The sequence below is a fragment of the Staphylococcus epidermidis genome (assembly GCF_006742205.1).
GTDB classification, from domain to species: domain Bacteria; phylum Bacillota; class Bacilli; order Staphylococcales; family Staphylococcaceae; genus Staphylococcus; species Staphylococcus epidermidis.
In genome coordinates, this window is sequence record NZ_AP019721.1 from 1218408 (window position 1) to 1234578 (window position 16171).

Consider the following 16171-nt stretch of genomic DNA (forward strand, 5'->3'; position numbering starts at 1 on the left):
AGTTGAAAATTGATTTAAATTGTGATTTAGGAGAAGCTTTTGGTAACTATACATTCGGTGGAGATCAGCACATTTTACCATTAATAACTTCTGCTAATATTGCTTGTGGTTATCATGCAGGTGATGAAGATGTTATGAATGAAACTGTTCAATTAGCGAAAAAAAATAATATAAGTATTGGAGCACATCCGGGTCTTCCTGATTTGAAAGGCTTTGGTCGTCGTAAAATGGATCTTACTCCAAATGAAATTTATAACTTAGTTATATATCAATTAGGTGCGTTAAGTGGCTTTTGTAAAATCAATCATGTAAAAATGATGCATGTTAAACCTCATGGTGCCCTTTATCAAATGGGGGCTAGAAATAAAGAAATTGCACATGCAATTGCTCAAGCAGTTTTTGATTTCGACTCAAATCTAATTTTCGTCGGCTTAGCGAATACATTACTTATTTCGGAAGCTGAATTAGTGGGGCTTAAGGTAGCTTCGGAAGTATTTGCTGACCGTCGTTATGAAGATGACGGACAATTGGTAAGTAGAAAAAAAACCGATGCCACTATCACTAATACTGACGAAGCAATCCAACAAGCATTAAAAATGGTTTTGGAAAATAAAGTTGTAAGTAAAAATGGAAAAATCATCGATTTGAAAGCTGATACAATTTGTGTTCACGGAGATGGAAAACACGCATTAGAATTTGTTACGCAAATTAGAAATGAATTAATGAAAGAAGGCATTGATATTCAATCCTTATAGGGGGTCAAAAGATGGGGGAAAATACAAAACAAGATTTCAATCAAAAAGGACAAAATTTTAAATTCACAAAAAAACATAGACGATTATTATATGGTTCAGTTTTTTTAATGGCTACATCAGCTATTGGTCCAGCATTTCTGACTCAAACTGCAGTGTTTACTGCACAATTTTATGCTAGTTTTGCATTTGCAATATTAATTTCTATTATTATAGATATAGGCGCTCAAATAAATATTTGGAGAATATTAGTGGTAACTGGATTACGTGGACAAGAAATATCTAATAAAGTATTACCTGGACTTGGTACTATTATCTCCATACTAATTGCATTTGGTGGTCTCGCATTTAACATAGGTAATATTGCTGGTGCAGGTTTAGGTTTAAATGCAATGTTTGGTCTTGATGTAAAATGGGGTGCTGCAATAACAGCTATTTTTGCGATACTTATCTTTGTTAGTAGAAGTGGTCAGAAAATAATGGATGTTATTAGTATGATTCTAGGTATCGTAATGATTTTAGTAGTCGCTTATGTCATGGTTGTTTCAAATCCCCCTTATGGAGATGCATTAGTACATACATTTGCACCTGAACATCCTTTCAAACTTATATTACCTATAATTACATTAGTTGGTGGTACAGTAGGGGGTTATATTACTTTTGCAGGTGCACATAGAATTCTAGATTCTGGTATAAAAGGTAAGTCATACCTTCCTTTCGTAAATCGATCTGCTGTAGCAGGTATTTTAACAACTGGTGTCATGCGCACCTTATTGTTTTTAGCTGTACTAGGTGTTGTTGTAACTGGCGTTACGCTTAGTTCAGAAAATCCACCAGCATCAGTTTTCCAACATGCATTAGGTCCTATAGGTAAAAATATTTTTGGCGTAGTAATATTTGCAGCAGCAATGTCCTCAGTAATTGGTTCTGCATATACAAGCGCAACATTTTTAAAAACACTACACAAATCGTTACTCAATAAAAATAATCTTATCGTTATTACATTTATTGTAATTTCAACTTTTGTTTTCTTATTTATTGGTAAACCGGTGAGTTTACTTATAATAGCTGGTGCGATTAATGGTTGGATTCTACCAATCACATTAGGTGCAATTCTCATTGCAAGTAGGAAAAAATCTATCGTTGGTAATTACCAACACCCAACATGGATGCTTGTTTTTGGTATTATAGCCGTAATTGTCACAATAATGACTGGTATCTTTTCATTACAAGATTTAGCAAGTCTTTGGAAAGGTTAATTGTATAATAAAGTTCTATGACTACCCGCAACTGTTTTTAAATCAATTGCAGGGTAGTTTTTAATTATAAATAAGAAGAGATATTATTTAATCATAGTGATTTAAGCATTGATACTTTAAAACTAGCTATCGTGGAGATATTTAAAATGTGATAAAATACTTATGCTAATGCTTTATAAATGAGGTGTGAAAAGATATATGATAGGAATTATTGGAGCAATGGAAGAAGAAGTGACGATTTTAAAGCGTAAATTGAATGATATGAATGAAATAAATATTGCGCATGTTAAATTTTATGTTGGCAAGCTAAACCACAAAGAGGTGGTTTTAACACAAAGTGGTATAGGTAAAGTTAATGCTTCTATCTCAACGACTTTGTTAATAGAAAAATTTAATCCAGAAGTCGTCATTAATACTGGATCAGCAGGTGCACTAGATCAAACACTATCTATTGGAGATATATTAGTGAGTAATCATGTATTATATCATGATGCTAATGCTACAGCGTTTGGTTATGAATATGGACAAATACCTCAAATGCCTAAAACTTATACTACTGATCCTACTTTGTTGAAAAAAACAATGCATGTATTAGAACAACAACAACTGAATGGTAAAGTAGGTATGATTGTTAGTGGTGATAGTTTTATAGGTAGCTCAGAACAGCGACAAAAAATTAAGCAACAATTTCCAGAAGCTATGGCTGTCGAAATGGAGGCAACTGCAATTGCGCAAACATGTTATCAATTTAAAGTACCATTTATCGTAACTAGAGCTGTTTCTGATTTAGCAAACGGTAAAGCCGATATTTCTTTTGAAGAATTTTTAGATAAAGCAGCTTTATCATCTAGTGAGACAGTTTCATTATTAGTAGAATCATTATAAAGGTAAAGGTGAAAAGATAGTGGGAATCATAAAAAAATTATTTATGCCAAATGCATATGTGAAATCAATATTTGAAATTGATATAGAAAAACTTGCCGATAGTGGTGTTAAAGGTATCATAACTGATTTAGATAATACACTTGTTGGTTGGGATGTTAAAGAACCTACTAAGGGTGTTAAATCATGGTTTGCTAAGGCTAAAGATTTAGGAATAACTGTCACAATTGTGTCAAATAATAATAAAAGTCGAGTATCAAGTTTCTCAAGTAATTTAGGTGTAGATTATATATTCAAAGCACGTAAACCGATGGGGAAAGCCTTTAAGATGGCTATTAAAAAAATGAAAATTCAACCGAGAGAAACCGTTGTTGTAGGAGATCAAATGCTTACTGATGTGTTTGGTGGCAATTGTAATGGTTTATATACAATTATGGTAGTACCTGTTAAACGGACTGATGGATTAATTACAAAGTTTAATCGATTAATTGAAAGACGATTATTAAATCATTTTAGAAAAAAAGGTTATATTAAATGGGAGGAAAATTGATTGAATGAAATACTAAAATGTATTGGATGTGGTGCACCCCTACAGTCAGAAAATAAAGACGCACCCGGCTATGTTCCAGAACATAATATGTTTCGAGAAGATGTCATCTGTAGAAGATGTTTTAGATTGAAAAATTATAATGAAGTTCAAGATGTGGGTATGGAAAGTGAAGATTTTTTAAATCTACTTACTGGACTATCTGAAAAAAAAGGAATTATTGTCAATGTAGTAGATGTGTTTGATTTTGAAGGGTCATTCATCAATGCAATACAACGGATTGTTGGTAATAAAAAAATTATATTAGTGGCAAATAAAATAGATTTATTACCTAAACAAATTAATCATCGACGTGTAAAAGAATGGTTGAGAAAATCTGCTCGTAAATATGGATTAGAAGCAGAAGATGTCGTTCTTATTTCTGCAAATAAAGGTTGGGGGATTGATGAATTATTGCAATCTATAAACCATGTAAGAAATAAAGATGACGTATACATTGTAGGTACAACGAATGTTGGAAAATCTACATTAATTAATAAATTAATTGAACAGAGTGTGGGAGAAAAAGATGTAGTAACTACATCACGCTTTCCAGGAACAACTTTAGATATGATAGATATTCCATTAGACGAAAAATCATTTATGTTTGATACACCAGGTATCATTCAATCACATCAAATGACAAATTATGTATCTGAAAATGAGTTGAAAATCATTATACCTAAAAATGAAATAAAGCAACGTGTGTATCAACTTAATGAAAAACAGACATTATTTTTCGGAGGATTGGCACGCATTGATTATGTATCTGGTGGTAAAAGACCACTTGTTTGTTTCTTTTCAAATGATTTAAATATTCATAGAACTAAAACCGAGAAAGCTAATGATTTATGGAAATCCCAATTAGGCGCATTGCTTTCACCGCCTCAAGATGCACAACAATTTAATCTTAATGATGTAAAAGCAGTAAGACTGGAAACTGGTAAAACTAAACGTGACATCATGATATCTGGTTTAGGATTCATAACTATTGATGCTGGTGCAAAAGTGATAGTTCGTGTTCCAAAACATGTAGATGTTATTTTAAGAAATTCAATTCTTTAAAAAGAGGTGATAAAAGTGAAATTTGCAGTAATTGGAAACCCCATTTCTCATTCATTATCGCCATTGATGCATCATGCTAATTTTCAATCTTTAAATTTGGAAAACACGTATGAAGCGATAAATGTACCAGTTAATCAATTTCAAGACATTAAAAAAATAATTTCAGAAAAGAGCATTGATGGATTCAATGTTACTATTCCACATAAAGAACGTATTATTCCGTACCTAGATGATATTAATGAACAAGCGAAATCTGTTGGGGCGGTAAATACAGTTTTAGTTAAAGATGGTAAGTGGATTGGTTATAATACTGATGGAATTGGTTATGTTAATGGTTTAAAACAAATATATGAAGGTATAGAAGACGCTTATATATTAATTTTAGGTGCAGGTGGAGCAAGTAAAGGTATAGCAAATGAATTATATAAAATCGTTCGTCCGACTTTAACAGTTGCAAATAGAACGATGTCTCGTTTTAATAATTGGTCGTTAAATATTAACAAAATAAATTTAAGCCATGCAGAAAGCCATTTAGATGAATTTGATATTATAATAAACACTACACCTGCTGGTATGAACGGCAATACAGATTCTGTAATTTCTTTAAATCGTTTAGCTTCACATACTTTAGTAAGTGATATTGTTTATAATCCATATAAAACACCAATACTAATAGAAGCTGAACAAAGAGGTAATCCAATCTATAATGGTCTTGATATGTTCGTTCATCAAGGTGCTGAAAGTTTTAAAATTTGGACTAATCTAGAACCAGATATAAAAGCAATGAAAAACATAGTAATTCAAAAATTGAAAGGAGAATTATGATGTTAACTGGTAAGCAAAAAAGATATTTACGTAGTTTAGCTCATAACATTGATCCAACTTTCCAAATAGGTAAAGGTGGTATTAATGAAAATATGATTCAACAAATTTCTGAAACATTAGAAAAGAGAGAATTAATTAAGATTCATATATTACAAAATAATTTTGATGATAAAAAAGATTTAGCAGCAATAGTATCTCAACAAACGCAAAGTGAATTGGTACAAATAATCGGGTCAATGATTGTGTTATATAAAGAGTCTGAAGAAAATAAAGAAATCAAATTGCCACAATGAATAAAAAAATCGTTCTCTTTGGCGGTCAATTTAACCCGATTCACACTGCTCACTTAGCAGTAGCAAGTGAGGTTTATCATGCTATTAAACCAGATATATTTTTCTTTTTGCCTAGTTATATGGCTCCTTTAAAGCATCATAATACACAATTATATTCTGAACATCGAGTGAAAATGATACAGCTCGCTATTAAGGAGATTGGATTTGGTGAAATTTGCACTACTGATTTAGATAGAAAAGGTCCAAGCTATACGTATGAAACCATTTTGCATCTCAAAGAAATATATCATAATGCACAGTTATACTTTATTATTGGAACAGATCAGTATAATCAATTGGATAAGTGGTATAAAATTAATGAATTAAAAAAACTTGTAACCTTTATTGTAGTGAATAGAGAAACTGATAACCAAAATGTAAGTAAAGAGATGATTTCTATAAAGATACCTCGAATAGATATAAGCTCAACAATGATTAGAAATAGAGTGAGAATGAACCAATCTATAAAAGTTTTAGTACCTAAAAGGGTAGAGAATTATATTAAAGAGGAGGGGTTTTATGGAGATAAGTAGAGCTAAAGAACTGGTAAAAGAAAAACTGCCTGATAAACGTTATCAACATTCATTACGAGTGGCGGATACAGCAGTTAAGTTAGCAGAAATATACGATGGTGATATCAAAAAAGCTGAGTTGGCAGGTATATTACATGATTACTGTAAATACGAAGACTTAAGTACAATGTATCAAATTGTTAGACAATACGAACTTGAAAGTGATTTGCTTAGCTATGGTGGAGAGATTCTTCATGGACCAGTATGTGCGGCACTTATGAAGCATGAATTTGATGTAAATGATGAAGAAGTTTTACTTGCTATAAAATATCATACGACTGGGCGTCAACAAATGACTAAAACAGAGAAACTTGTTTTTATTGCAGACTATATAGAGCCTGGTAGAAAAACGCCTGGAGTTGAAGAAATTAGAGATATGGCATACAATCAAGGTAGCTTAGATAAGACAATTTATGAGATTTCTAAGCGTACTGTATTATTTTTAATAGAAAAGGATATTACTGTATATGGCGCCACAATTGCGTGTTTAAATTATTATAATTATAGCGATGAAAGAATAAAGGATGATTAAATGAATTCAGAAGAATTATTAAATATTGCTGTCGAAGCGGCAGAGAATAAGAAAGCAGAAGATATTATTTCTCTCAATATGAATGAAATTAGTGATATGACAGATTATTTTGTAGTCTGTCACGGGAACAATGAACGTCAAGTTCAATCCATTGCTAGATCTGTTAAAGAAGTGGCACATAAACATGATATTGACGTTAAACGTATGGAAGGCTATCAAGAAGCTCGATGGATACTTATTGATTTAGCAAATGTAGTTGTTCATGTTTTTCATAAGGATGAAAGAAGCTATTACAATTTAGAGAAATTATATCAAGATGCACCTATTAAAGAATACGGTCAGGCAGTATTTTAGTCATGAATCAATATGAAGATATGAGTTTAGTATATGACAAACTTACTCAAGATCAACCGTATCATTCGTGGTTTAATATTGTTGAGCATTTCTTACCTTCTGATAGTCATGATTTGTTAGATATTGGTTGCGGTACTGGCAACTTAACACAATTACTAACGTCACTAGGTGAAGTCACTGGTATGGATATTAGTGTAGATATGTTATCAATAGCTAGACAAAAAACAAATCAAGTGAAGTGGATCGAAGGTAATATGACTCACTTTAATTTGAACAAAAAATTTAATATGATTACAATATTTTGTGATTCACTGAATTATTTAGAAACATTAAATGACGTAAAAATGACATTCAAAAGAGTGTATCAACATTTAAATAAAAATGGTGTTTTTATTTTTGATGTACATACTGTTCATAAAATGAAAACATTATTTAATAATAAAAGTTATATTGATGAATCTGATAATGTTTTTGTAGGTTGGGATGCAATATGTGGGGATGAACCATTAAGTGTTTATCATGAAATGACTTTCTTTGTATCACAGCAAAATGGATTGTATCAACGCTTTGACGAATCACATTATCAAAGAACATATGAGGAACAAATTTATCGAAATTTACTAAAAGATGTTGGGTATCATAGTGTTAAGACTTTTACAGACTTTAACATTCACAGTCATGAAGAAGATGCCCATCGCTTGTTTTTTGTTGCTAAAAAATAAATTTTTAAAAGTAAAATCACTTCTCAGTACGTTAATAATACTGAAGGAGTGATTTTTTGTGTTTAATATTAACAGACGATATATCGATTTTTTTATGAAATGGAAGTTGTACATCTTGATTATATTAATAATGTTAACAACATTCTTTTTTTACTTACTCAATGATAACAATAATGATTTGATACAGAATAGTCAGGAAAGACAATCTAAAATATCTGACCAGCAAATAAAAAATAGCAAAAAGTTAAATAAAAAAGAAGTGTCTATTCAAAAAGATAATACAAAAGAAACTAAAATATTTATCGATATTAAAGGTGCTGTTAAACATCCGAATGTATATGAAATGTCTTCTTCGAATAGAGTCATTGATGCTTTAAATAAAGCAGAGGTATTAAAGGATGCAGACTTATCACAATTAAATCTTTCTGAAAAATTAGTTGATCAAAAACTTATCTATGTTCCTAAAAAGGGTGAGAATAGTATGAAAATCAACTCACAGCAATCAACATTGAATTCGAGTGACGTAAAAATCAACACGAATCAACCTTTAAATTTAAACTCTGCTACTGAAGAACAATTGAAAAACATACCAGGAATAGGTCCAAGTAAAGCTAAAGAAATTTTAAATTACAGAGAACAAAATCATGGATTTAATAGTATCGATGACTTAATGAAAATAAAAGGATTCGGAAAGAAAACATTTGAAAAACTGAAAGAACATTTTACTATTTAAATTATCATTCATTGCAATATTAAGTCTAAATGATTAAGCTATAAATATTACAACTACTTAATTTAAGGAGGCATAGTTAATGGAACGAATTAAATGGGAAGAATACTTCATGGCTCAGAGTCATTTACTGGCATTAAGATCAACGTGTAAAAGATTATCAGTTGGTGCTACAATCGTAAAGGATAATAGAATAATAGCGGGTGGATATAACGGCTCAGTAGCTGGAGAAGTGCACTGTATTGATGAGGGGTGCTTAATTGAAGATGGACATTGTATACGTACTATACATGCAGAAATGAACGCACTACTACAATGTGCAAAACAGGGTGTATCAACAGAAGGAGCAACGATTTACGTTACTCATTTCCCTTGTTTAAACTGTACGAAATCAATAATACAAGCAGGTATCAAAACGATTTACTATGCACAAGATTATCATAATAATGACTATGCCATTAAATTATTGAAGCAATCAGGAATTGAATATAAAAAAATTCCGTTTTCACCTGAATATGTTGCTCAATATCTGACTCAAGAATAACCAATGTTTTACATTGCTCTTGCTTTTTTGGTAGGGGTACTTTGGATAAAATTCAAAGTAATCTCTATCTCCTTAATATTAACTCTTTTGTTACTAATTATGATAAAAAGGCTTAATATTATAATACTATTATTAATGTTTATTTCAGCTATAAGTTCATTTTTTTTAATAAGTTCCTATAACCAAACCGAAATTAAAAACATAAATAGTTTATATAATGAACCGTTTATTGATGATTTTGTTACTTTCAAATCTTTTACGCCTAAATCAACATACTATACTGGCATATTAAATTATAAAAATAAAGACTATAGATACTTTTACAAAATATTAAAGTCAAATTTCAAGCAAGATTTAACTCATAAAAGTTGTCGAGTTAAAGGAGAATTTAAATTCGAAAAAGAGTTGTCCTTGTTGAATATTTCAACAGTTCAATTTAAGTCTTGCCAAGAAAACAATATTTTCACTCCTATATATCATCATCAAAATTATATCACCAAAATAATTCATAAATCTGGGGTCACGCATCCTGAAAGAATATTAGCGTTGATAACAGGTGATACCTCTCTAATTGATGAATATTACAAATCTAACATCAAAGATATAGGTATTTACCATTTACTAGCTATAAGTGGTACACATGTTGGTACAATTATTGTCCTCGTTTATCAACTGTTAGTACGTTTAAATATACCTCTAGTTCTCATTAAAGGTGTAACTATTTTACTATTATTAATCTACGCTGTTTATACTGGATTTGTACCTAGTGCCATGCGTGCCATTTCAATTGCAATCATTATACTTATGTTGCCAATCCATTTTAGGAAAAGTTCTATACATGTGCTTTCATTTATATTTGTGTTAATGATTCTCTTAAATCCTCAATTTATAAATCACATTGGTTTTCAGTTCTCTTTTTTGATAAGTTTATTTATTATATTGGCAAAACCATATATAAGTGCTTTAAAACCACTTAAATGTTTGTTTATTATTAGTTTTTTGGCTCAATTAGGTTCAATTGTAATTAATACCTATCATTTTAATCAATTTCAATGGATAGGTTTGCTATCTAATTTTATATTTGTTCCATTCTATTCTTTTATATTATTTCCTTCGGTCATTATCTACTTTATTTTAATTCACTTTTTTCAACATAGCTTCCTATTAAATACTTATATAAATATGCTTTTTAAAATTCATGACTGGCTAGTTCAATTATTTTTAAATTTAAATCATTTAAAGTGGTACATTCCTAAATTAAACCAATATAGTTTACTTATTTTGATTATACTAACGTTAATTTTTCTTTACATACTTGTCTATAGAGGGTTTGTTACATCCGTACTAAGTTTTTTAATTGTTTTAATCATTTTTACACATTTAATTAGACCACATTATGCCGAGTTAACACTTTTTGATGTGGGTCAAGGAGATAGCATTTTATTCAAAACAAAGTCAAATAAAAGTGTTTTGATTGATACAGGAGGTAAAAGAAATGAAAATGTAAGTTTTAAACATAATAATATTGCCAAATATAAAATTTTACCAAGTATTAAGAAAAAGGGTATTACCACTATAAATTATTTAGTAATTACACATCCTCATGCCGATCATATGGGTGAATTAATATATTTTTTAAATAATATTAATGTGAATAATCTCGTTTTAAATATTGAAAGTTTCCCATTAGAATTACTTAAAGAGGTTACGACAAAATGCAAGGAAAAAAAGATAAATATCTTGGATGTAAATCAAGTTAAAAAAATAGATATTGATAATAGTAAGATAAGCTTTTTAAATAGTTTTATACCATTAAGTGATGATAAAAATGAACATTCCATTGTTACATTAATTGAATATAACGGCATTAATATTCTACTGATGGGAGATGCAACTGTTAATAATGAAGACATTCTATTGAAGAGATATAATTTACCAAAAATAGATATTCTAAAAGTTGGTCATCATGGAAGTAGGACAAGTAGTTCGAAATTATTTATTAAAGATATAGAACCTAAAATCAGTCTTATATCTAGTGGTAAAAATAATAAGTATCATTTACCTAATTTGGATGTTATTCAAAGATTAAAATATTATGGTAGTAAAGTTTTTGATACTCAAGACAACGGGGAATTAACTATAAATTTAGATGAAGAAGTTTACATAGTCTACCGTGATAATTTAAATCAAAAGAGTTTAGCTAGAGAAAGTGTATCGTAAAGTGATATAATTCATGAGTATGATATATAGAGGAAGGTGTACGTATGAGCAACAATATCTTCACTGTCTACGGTGAAGTACCAGAATTAGTCGAAAAGAAAACAAAAGAAATTGTAAATGATTATCTAGGACAAGAGATAGATGACTTTAATTATGTAAAATACAACTTGTATGAGAGTGACCTAACTCCGATTATTGAAGAGACACTTACTATGCCTTTTTTCTCAAATAAAAAAGCAATTGTTGTAAAGAACTCGTATGTTTTTACAGGGGAAAAATTTTCTAAAGATTTAAATCACAATTCTGACGAGCTTATAAAATTTTTAGAAAAATATGATGGTGAAAATCTCATTATCTTTGAAGTGTATCAGCCTAAACTAGATGAGCGCAAAAAACTCACGAAAACGTTGAAGAAAAATGCACAACTTAAGAAAATTGAACAAATGTCTGAAAAGGAATTAAAGCATTGGATTAAAAATACACTAAACAATAATTATAAAGATATTAAGCAAGATGCTCTTGAATTATTTATTGAATTAACTGGTGTTAACTATAATATTGTTTCTCAAGAATTAGAAAAATTAATTTTATTCATAGGTGAGAGACCTATAATTAATAAAGAAGATATCGATTTAATTATTAATAGAAGTTTAGAACAAAATGTATTTCTACTAACTGAATACATTCAAAAAGGTAATAAGAATAAAGCTATACAATTAGTCAATGATTTAATCATTATGAAAGAAGAACCTATAAAATTACTGGCATTAATTACTAGTAATTATAGATTATATTATCAATGTAAAATTCTTAGTCAAAAAGGCTATAGTGGGCAACAAATTGCAAAGACTGTAAATGCACACCCTTATAGAGTAAAACTAGCACTCAATCAATCCCGACATTATAAACTAGAAAGTTTGTTTAACATCATAAACGCTTGTGCAGAGACTGACTACAAACTAAAATCATCTTATATGGATAAACAACTCATTTTAGAATTATTCATACTATCTCTATAAAAAATTTGAGGTAGGAGATATAAAATAAATCCTATCGACAATAGAAATATTGGTTGTAAAGTAATAAAACAGAGCCTAGGACAATTCGTTTTGTCCTAAGCTCTGTTTTAATAATCATTATTTATTAGCTGACATAAGTTTAGATTTAATACGGTCAGCTTTATTAGAATGGATTAAATTACTTTGAGATGCTTTGTCAACTTGTTTGATAGCAAATCTTAATAATTCATCTTTGTTTTCAGCATCAGTAGAGATAGCTGTTTTAGCTCGTTTCACAGCTGTACGCATAGCGTTTTTCTTAGAAATATTTCTTTCTTCAGCTGTTTCAGTTGTTCTTACACGTTTGATTGCAGATTTAATATTTGGCATTACTGTCACCTCCTAAAAGTGATCATAACTTATCAAAATTTATTTGATTACAACAAGAAATATTTTATCAAATGTCTTATATTTGTGCAATCATTTATTTAAAAGTAACTTCATTTGAATTTATTACTTTTTAATTGTTGGAATGAACTACTGAACTAGATATAATAGTTATGTTAGAATTTACATTTAATTAATTATGTCAAAGATATATTGCATTAAAGTAATAAAAACGTTACTATATCAAAGATACATAGAAGTGACAGGTTATAAAGATGAAAGCGAGAAGGATAAAATGGATAAGCAAGAACGATACAATAGAAGAGAAAATATTAGAAATTTCTCCATTATTGCTCATATAGACCATGGTAAATCGACATTAGCTGATCGAATTTTAGAGAATACAAAATCAGTTGAAACTCGAGAAATGCAAGATCAATTACTTGACTCTATGGATTTGGAAAGAGAACGAGGCATCACTATTAAACTAAATGCTGTTCGATTAAAATACGAAGCTAAAGATGGAGAAACTTACACATTTCATTTGATAGATACACCAGGACATGTCGACTTTACATATGAGGTTTCTCGCTCATTAGCTGCATGTGAAGGTGCAATTCTTGTAGTTGATGCTGCCCAAGGTATAGAAGCACAAACCTTAGCAAACGTTTATTTAGCATTAGATAACGATTTGGAACTTTTGCCAGTTGTTAATAAAATAGACTTGCCTGCAGCTGAGCCCGATAGAGTTAAGCAAGAATTAGAAGATGTTATAGGTATAGATCAAGAAGATGTAGTACTTGCAAGTGCTAAGTCAAATATAGGTATTGAAGAAATTTTAGAGAAAATAGTTGATGTTGTACCAGCACCGGACGGTGATCCAGAAGCCCCACTTAAAGCACTTATCTTTGATTCAGAATATGATCCATACAGAGGAGTAATATCTTCAATTCGAATTATTGATGGTGTTGTTAAAGCTGGAGATAGGATTAAAATGATGGCTACCGGTAAAGAATTTGAAGTTACAGAAGTCGGAATCAATACACCTAAGCAACTACCGGTAGAAGAATTAACAGTTGGTGATGTGGGTTATATTATCGCAAGTATCAAAAATGTTGATGATTCTAGAGTAGGTGACACAATTACTTTAGCTGAAAGACCTGCTGACAAACCGTTACAAGGATATAAAAAGATGAATCCAATGGTATTTTGTGGTCTATTCCCTATTGACAATAAAGACTATAATGACCTAAGAGAAGCTTTAGAAAAATTACAACTTAATGACGCATCCTTAGAGTTTGAACCAGAGTCTTCACAAGCACTTGGTTTTGGATACAGAACTGGATTTTTAGGAATGTTACATATGGAGATTATTCAAGAAAGAATTGAAAGAGAATTTGGTATTGAACTCATTGCAACAGCGCCTTCTGTTATCTATCAATGTATCTTAAAAGATGGTTCTGAAGTTTCAGTTGATAATCCAGCACAAATGCCCGAAAGAGATAAAATAGAACATATTTATGAACCATTTGTCAAAGCTACGATGATGGTGCCGAATGATTATGTAGGTGCAGTGATGGAATTATGTCAACGTAAAAGAGGTCAATTTATAAACATGGATTATCTTGATGATATAAGAGTTAATATTGTTTATGAAATTCCATTATCAGAAGTAGTTTTCGATTTCTTTGATCAACTTAAATCTAACACAAAAGGGTATGCTTCTTTTGATTATGAATTTATTGAGAATAAAGAAAGTAATCTTGTTAAAATGGACATATTACTGAATGGAGATAAAGTTGATGCTCTAAGTTTTATTGTCCATAGAGATTTTGCATATGAAAGAGGGAAAGCGCTTGTCGAAAAATTAAAAACATTAATTCCACGACAACAATTTGAAGTGCCAGTTCAGGCGGCTATTGGTCAAAAAATTGTTGCACGAACAAACATTAAATCTATGGGTAAAAATGTTTTATCTAAATGTTATGGTGGAGATATCAGTCGTAAACGAAAACTTTTAGAAAAACAAAAAGCAGGTAAAGCTAAAATGAAAGCAGTAGGCAATGTAGAAATTCCGCAAGATGCATTTTTAGCAGTATTAAAAATGGACGATGAATAATGTAGATTAATGGGGTATAGACATTCTTAATGTCTTACCTCATTTTATAATGTCTAGAATGATATAAATATATAATGTAAAAACTATACTAAATGATTTAAAGATTGGTGGTTATAAAGTGAATGTAAAAAGTGCATATATTCATATTCCATTTTGCTATAGAATTTGTACTTATTGTGATTTCAACAAATACTTTATCGATAAACAGCCAGTTGATGAATACTTAGACGCACTTATTAGCGAGATGCAAGTTAAAAATAATAGAGACCTTGAAACAATGTATGTCGGAGGTGGTACACCGACAGCCTTGAATATGAGACAACTTGAGAAGCTACTTAGAGCAATTAATCAAACATTTACAATTAGCGGAGAATTTTCTTTTGAAGCTAATCCTGATGAGTTAACTTATGAAAAAGTTGCACTTTTAAAACAATATGGCGTAAATAGAATATCGATGGGTGTACAAACATTTAAACCTGAATTATTAAAAATTTTAGGCAGAACCCATAAAACTGAAGATATATATGATGCTGTTAGTCATGCCCGAAAGGCAGGTATTGAATCAATAAGTTTGGATTTAATGTATCATTTACCACAACAAACTATCGACGATTTTAAAGACAGCCTGGAGCGTGCCATTGCATTGGATATTGATCATATTTCAAGTTATGGATTAATTCTTGAACCTAAAACCCAGTTTTATAATTTGTATAGAAAGGGACATTTAAAATTACCAAATGAAGATTTAGGGGCAGAAATGTATCGGTTTTTAATGGAGCGTATGAAAAACTCACCATTTCATCAATATGAGATTTCTAATTTTGGTAAACTTAATCATGAATCAAACCATAATAAAGTATATTGGTTAAATGAAGAATACTATGGCTTTGGTGCTGGTGCAAGTGGTTATGTAAACGGTGTACGTTACACAAATCTTAATCCAGTAAATCATTATATTAAAGCGATAAATGAAGGGAAAAAACCAATACTATCTGAAACGTCTCCTACTTATAACGAAAGAATGGAAGAAGAAATGTTTCTTGGTTTAAGAATGAATCAAGGTGTGAGTAAAAGCCGTTTTAAGAAAAAGTTTAATAAATTAATCGATGAGGTGTTTGGTGAAACTATTAAAGATTTGAGGTGTAGGGGACTCATAAAAGAAGAAGGAGAATTTATATCTTTAACCGAACGCGGAAAAGTTATAGGTAACGAAGTTTTTGAAGCATTTTTACTAAACTCATAAAAAGTTAGAAATTTTAGTGCTTTAACATTGACTTACTTTGACCAATTTG

Annotated in this window: 18 protein-coding genes; 17 read left to right on the forward strand and 1 reads right to left on the reverse strand. The window is 30.2% G+C overall.

Features of this window, described 5'->3' with window-relative positions:
• The first annotated feature begins 2 nt into the window (after positions 1–2).
• The 15 genes from pxpA to holA all read left to right on the forward strand — a co-directional run bounded on the left by pxpA (position 3) and on the right by holA (position 12394).
• A complete protein-coding gene (gene pxpA, locus FNL83_RS06050) occupies positions 3–755 on the forward strand; it encodes a 5-oxoprolinase subunit PxpA (RefSeq protein WP_001830928.1) in 753 nt (250 codons plus the stop codon).
• A gap of 11 nt (positions 756–766) precedes the next feature.
• A complete protein-coding gene (locus FNL83_RS06055) occupies positions 767–2011 on the forward strand; it encodes an NRAMP family divalent metal transporter (protein WP_001831227.1) in 1245 nt (414 codons plus the stop codon).
• Positions 2012–2209: 198 nt separating this feature from the next.
• On the forward strand, positions 2210–2896 hold the full coding sequence (locus FNL83_RS06060) for a 5'-methylthioadenosine/adenosylhomocysteine nucleosidase (RefSeq protein WP_001831322.1): 687 nt from the start codon (positions 2210–2212) through the stop codon (positions 2894–2896).
• 43 nt (positions 2897–2939) lie between these two features.
• Positions 2940–3443, forward strand: coding sequence for a YqeG family HAD IIIA-type phosphatase (locus FNL83_RS06065; RefSeq protein ID WP_153647389.1), 504 nt, complete (start codon positions 2940–2942; stop codon positions 3441–3443).
• Positions 3444–4544 carry a ribosome biogenesis GTPase YqeH gene (gene yqeH / locus FNL83_RS06070; RefSeq protein WP_001832784.1) on the forward strand — a complete coding sequence of 367 codons (1101 nt, stop codon included), beginning with the start codon at positions 3444–3446 and terminating at the stop codon, positions 4542–4544.
• A gap of 15 nt (positions 4545–4559) precedes the next feature.
• On the forward strand, positions 4560–5369 hold the full coding sequence (gene aroE / locus FNL83_RS06075; RefSeq protein ID WP_001831091.1) for a shikimate dehydrogenase: 810 nt from the start codon (positions 4560–4562) through the stop codon (positions 5367–5369).
• Complete coding sequence (yhbY, locus tag FNL83_RS06080) at positions 5369–5662, forward strand: ribosome assembly RNA-binding protein YhbY (protein ID WP_001830956.1); 294 nt, start codon at positions 5369–5371, stop codon at positions 5660–5662. The genes aroE and yhbY overlap by 1 nt, the downstream gene beginning before the upstream one ends.
• The gene (locus tag FNL83_RS06085; protein WP_001831250.1) at positions 5659–6234 is read left to right on the forward strand and encodes a nicotinate-nucleotide adenylyltransferase; all 576 of its coding nucleotides are present in this window, start codon (positions 5659–5661) and stop codon (positions 6232–6234) included. The genes yhbY and FNL83_RS06085 overlap by 4 nt, the downstream gene beginning before the upstream one ends.
• On the forward strand, positions 6221–6805 hold the full coding sequence (yqeK, locus tag FNL83_RS06090; protein ID WP_001831144.1) for a bis(5'-nucleosyl)-tetraphosphatase (symmetrical) YqeK: 585 nt from the start codon (positions 6221–6223) through the stop codon (positions 6803–6805). The genes FNL83_RS06085 and yqeK overlap by 14 nt, the downstream gene beginning before the upstream one ends.
• Positions 6806–7159 carry a ribosome silencing factor gene (rsfS, locus tag FNL83_RS06095; protein ID WP_001831075.1) on the forward strand — a complete coding sequence of 118 codons (354 nt, stop codon included), beginning with the start codon at positions 6806–6808 and terminating at the stop codon, positions 7157–7159. It begins immediately after the preceding gene.
• A 2-nt stretch (positions 7160–7161) separates the two neighbouring features.
• Positions 7162–7881 carry a class I SAM-dependent DNA methyltransferase gene (locus FNL83_RS06100; protein ID WP_001831220.1) on the forward strand — a complete coding sequence of 240 codons (720 nt, stop codon included), beginning with the start codon at positions 7162–7164 and terminating at the stop codon, positions 7879–7881.
• A 58-nt stretch (positions 7882–7939) separates the two neighbouring features.
• Positions 7940–8614, forward strand: coding sequence for a helix-hairpin-helix domain-containing protein (locus tag FNL83_RS06105; protein ID WP_001830931.1), 675 nt, complete (start codon positions 7940–7942; stop codon positions 8612–8614).
• A gap of 79 nt (positions 8615–8693) precedes the next feature.
• Entirely contained in the window at positions 8694–9155 is a 462-nt protein-coding gene (locus FNL83_RS06110) for a ComE operon protein 2 (protein ID WP_001831274.1), read from the forward strand.
• A gap of 3 nt (positions 9156–9158) precedes the next feature.
• Entirely contained in the window at positions 9159–11375 is a 2217-nt protein-coding gene (locus FNL83_RS06115) for a DNA internalization-related competence protein ComEC/Rec2 (protein WP_001831012.1), read from the forward strand.
• Positions 11376–11419: 44 nt separating this feature from the next.
• Complete coding sequence (gene holA, locus FNL83_RS06120) at positions 11420–12394, forward strand: DNA polymerase III subunit delta (RefSeq protein ID WP_001831125.1); 975 nt, start codon at positions 11420–11422, stop codon at positions 12392–12394.
• Positions 12395–12511: 117 nt separating this feature from the next.
• Here holA and rpsT read toward each other — a convergent pair whose 3' ends face one another.
• Positions 12512–12763 carry a 30S ribosomal protein S20 gene (rpsT, locus tag FNL83_RS06125; protein WP_001831221.1) on the reverse strand — a complete coding sequence of 84 codons (252 nt, stop codon included), beginning with the start codon at positions 12761–12763 and terminating at the stop codon, positions 12512–12514.
• A 292-nt stretch (positions 12764–13055) separates the two neighbouring features.
• Here rpsT and lepA point away from each other — a divergent pair, with 292 nt between their 5' ends.
• Both lepA and hemW read left to right on the forward strand, forming a co-directional pair.
• Positions 13056–14879, forward strand: a complete 1824-nt coding sequence (gene lepA, locus FNL83_RS06130; RefSeq protein ID WP_001831284.1) for a translation elongation factor 4 — start codon at positions 13056–13058, stop codon at positions 14877–14879.
• A gap of 118 nt (positions 14880–14997) precedes the next feature.
• The gene (gene hemW / locus FNL83_RS06135; RefSeq protein ID WP_001831094.1) at positions 14998–16122 is read left to right on the forward strand and encodes a radical SAM family heme chaperone HemW; all 1125 of its coding nucleotides are present in this window, start codon (positions 14998–15000) and stop codon (positions 16120–16122) included.
• The last annotated feature ends 49 nt before the right edge of the window (positions 16123–16171 follow it).

What these genes read in the sequence shown, in the direction of transcription:
- FNL83_RS06055 (WP_001831227.1), top strand. Translation starts at nt 767, where the DNA reads ATGGGGGAAAATACAAAACAAGATTTCAATCAAAAAGGACAAAATTTT.
- FNL83_RS06060 (WP_001831322.1), top strand. Translation starts at nt 2,210, where the DNA reads ATGATAGGAATTATTGGAGCAATGGAAGAAGAAGTGACGATTTTAAAG.
- FNL83_RS06065 (WP_153647389.1), top strand. Translation starts at nt 2,940, where the DNA reads ATGCCAAATGCATATGTGAAATCAATATTTGAAATTGATATAGAAAAA.
- yhbY (WP_001830956.1), top strand. Translation starts at nt 5,369, where the DNA reads ATGTTAACTGGTAAGCAAAAAAGATATTTACGTAGTTTAGCTCATAAC.
- FNL83_RS06085 (WP_001831250.1), top strand. Translation starts at nt 5,659, where the DNA reads ATGAATAAAAAAATCGTTCTCTTTGGCGGTCAATTTAACCCGATTCAC.
- yqeK (WP_001831144.1), top strand. Translation starts at nt 6,221, where the DNA reads ATGGAGATAAGTAGAGCTAAAGAACTGGTAAAAGAAAAACTGCCTGAT.
- rsfS (WP_001831075.1), top strand. Translation starts at nt 6,806, where the DNA reads ATGAATTCAGAAGAATTATTAAATATTGCTGTCGAAGCGGCAGAGAAT.
- FNL83_RS06100 (WP_001831220.1), top strand. Translation starts at nt 7,162, where the DNA reads ATGAATCAATATGAAGATATGAGTTTAGTATATGACAAACTTACTCAA.
- FNL83_RS06110 (WP_001831274.1), top strand. Translation starts at nt 8,694, where the DNA reads ATGGAACGAATTAAATGGGAAGAATACTTCATGGCTCAGAGTCATTTA.
- FNL83_RS06115 (WP_001831012.1), top strand. Translation starts at nt 9,159, where the DNA reads ATGTTTTACATTGCTCTTGCTTTTTTGGTAGGGGTACTTTGGATAAAA.
- holA (WP_001831125.1), top strand. Translation starts at nt 11,420, where the DNA reads ATGAGCAACAATATCTTCACTGTCTACGGTGAAGTACCAGAATTAGTC.
- rpsT (WP_001831221.1), bottom strand. Translation starts at nt 12,763, where the DNA reads ATGCCAAATATTAAATCTGCAATCAAACGTGTAAGAACAACTGAAACA.
- lepA (WP_001831284.1), top strand. Translation starts at nt 13,056, where the DNA reads ATGGATAAGCAAGAACGATACAATAGAAGAGAAAATATTAGAAATTTC.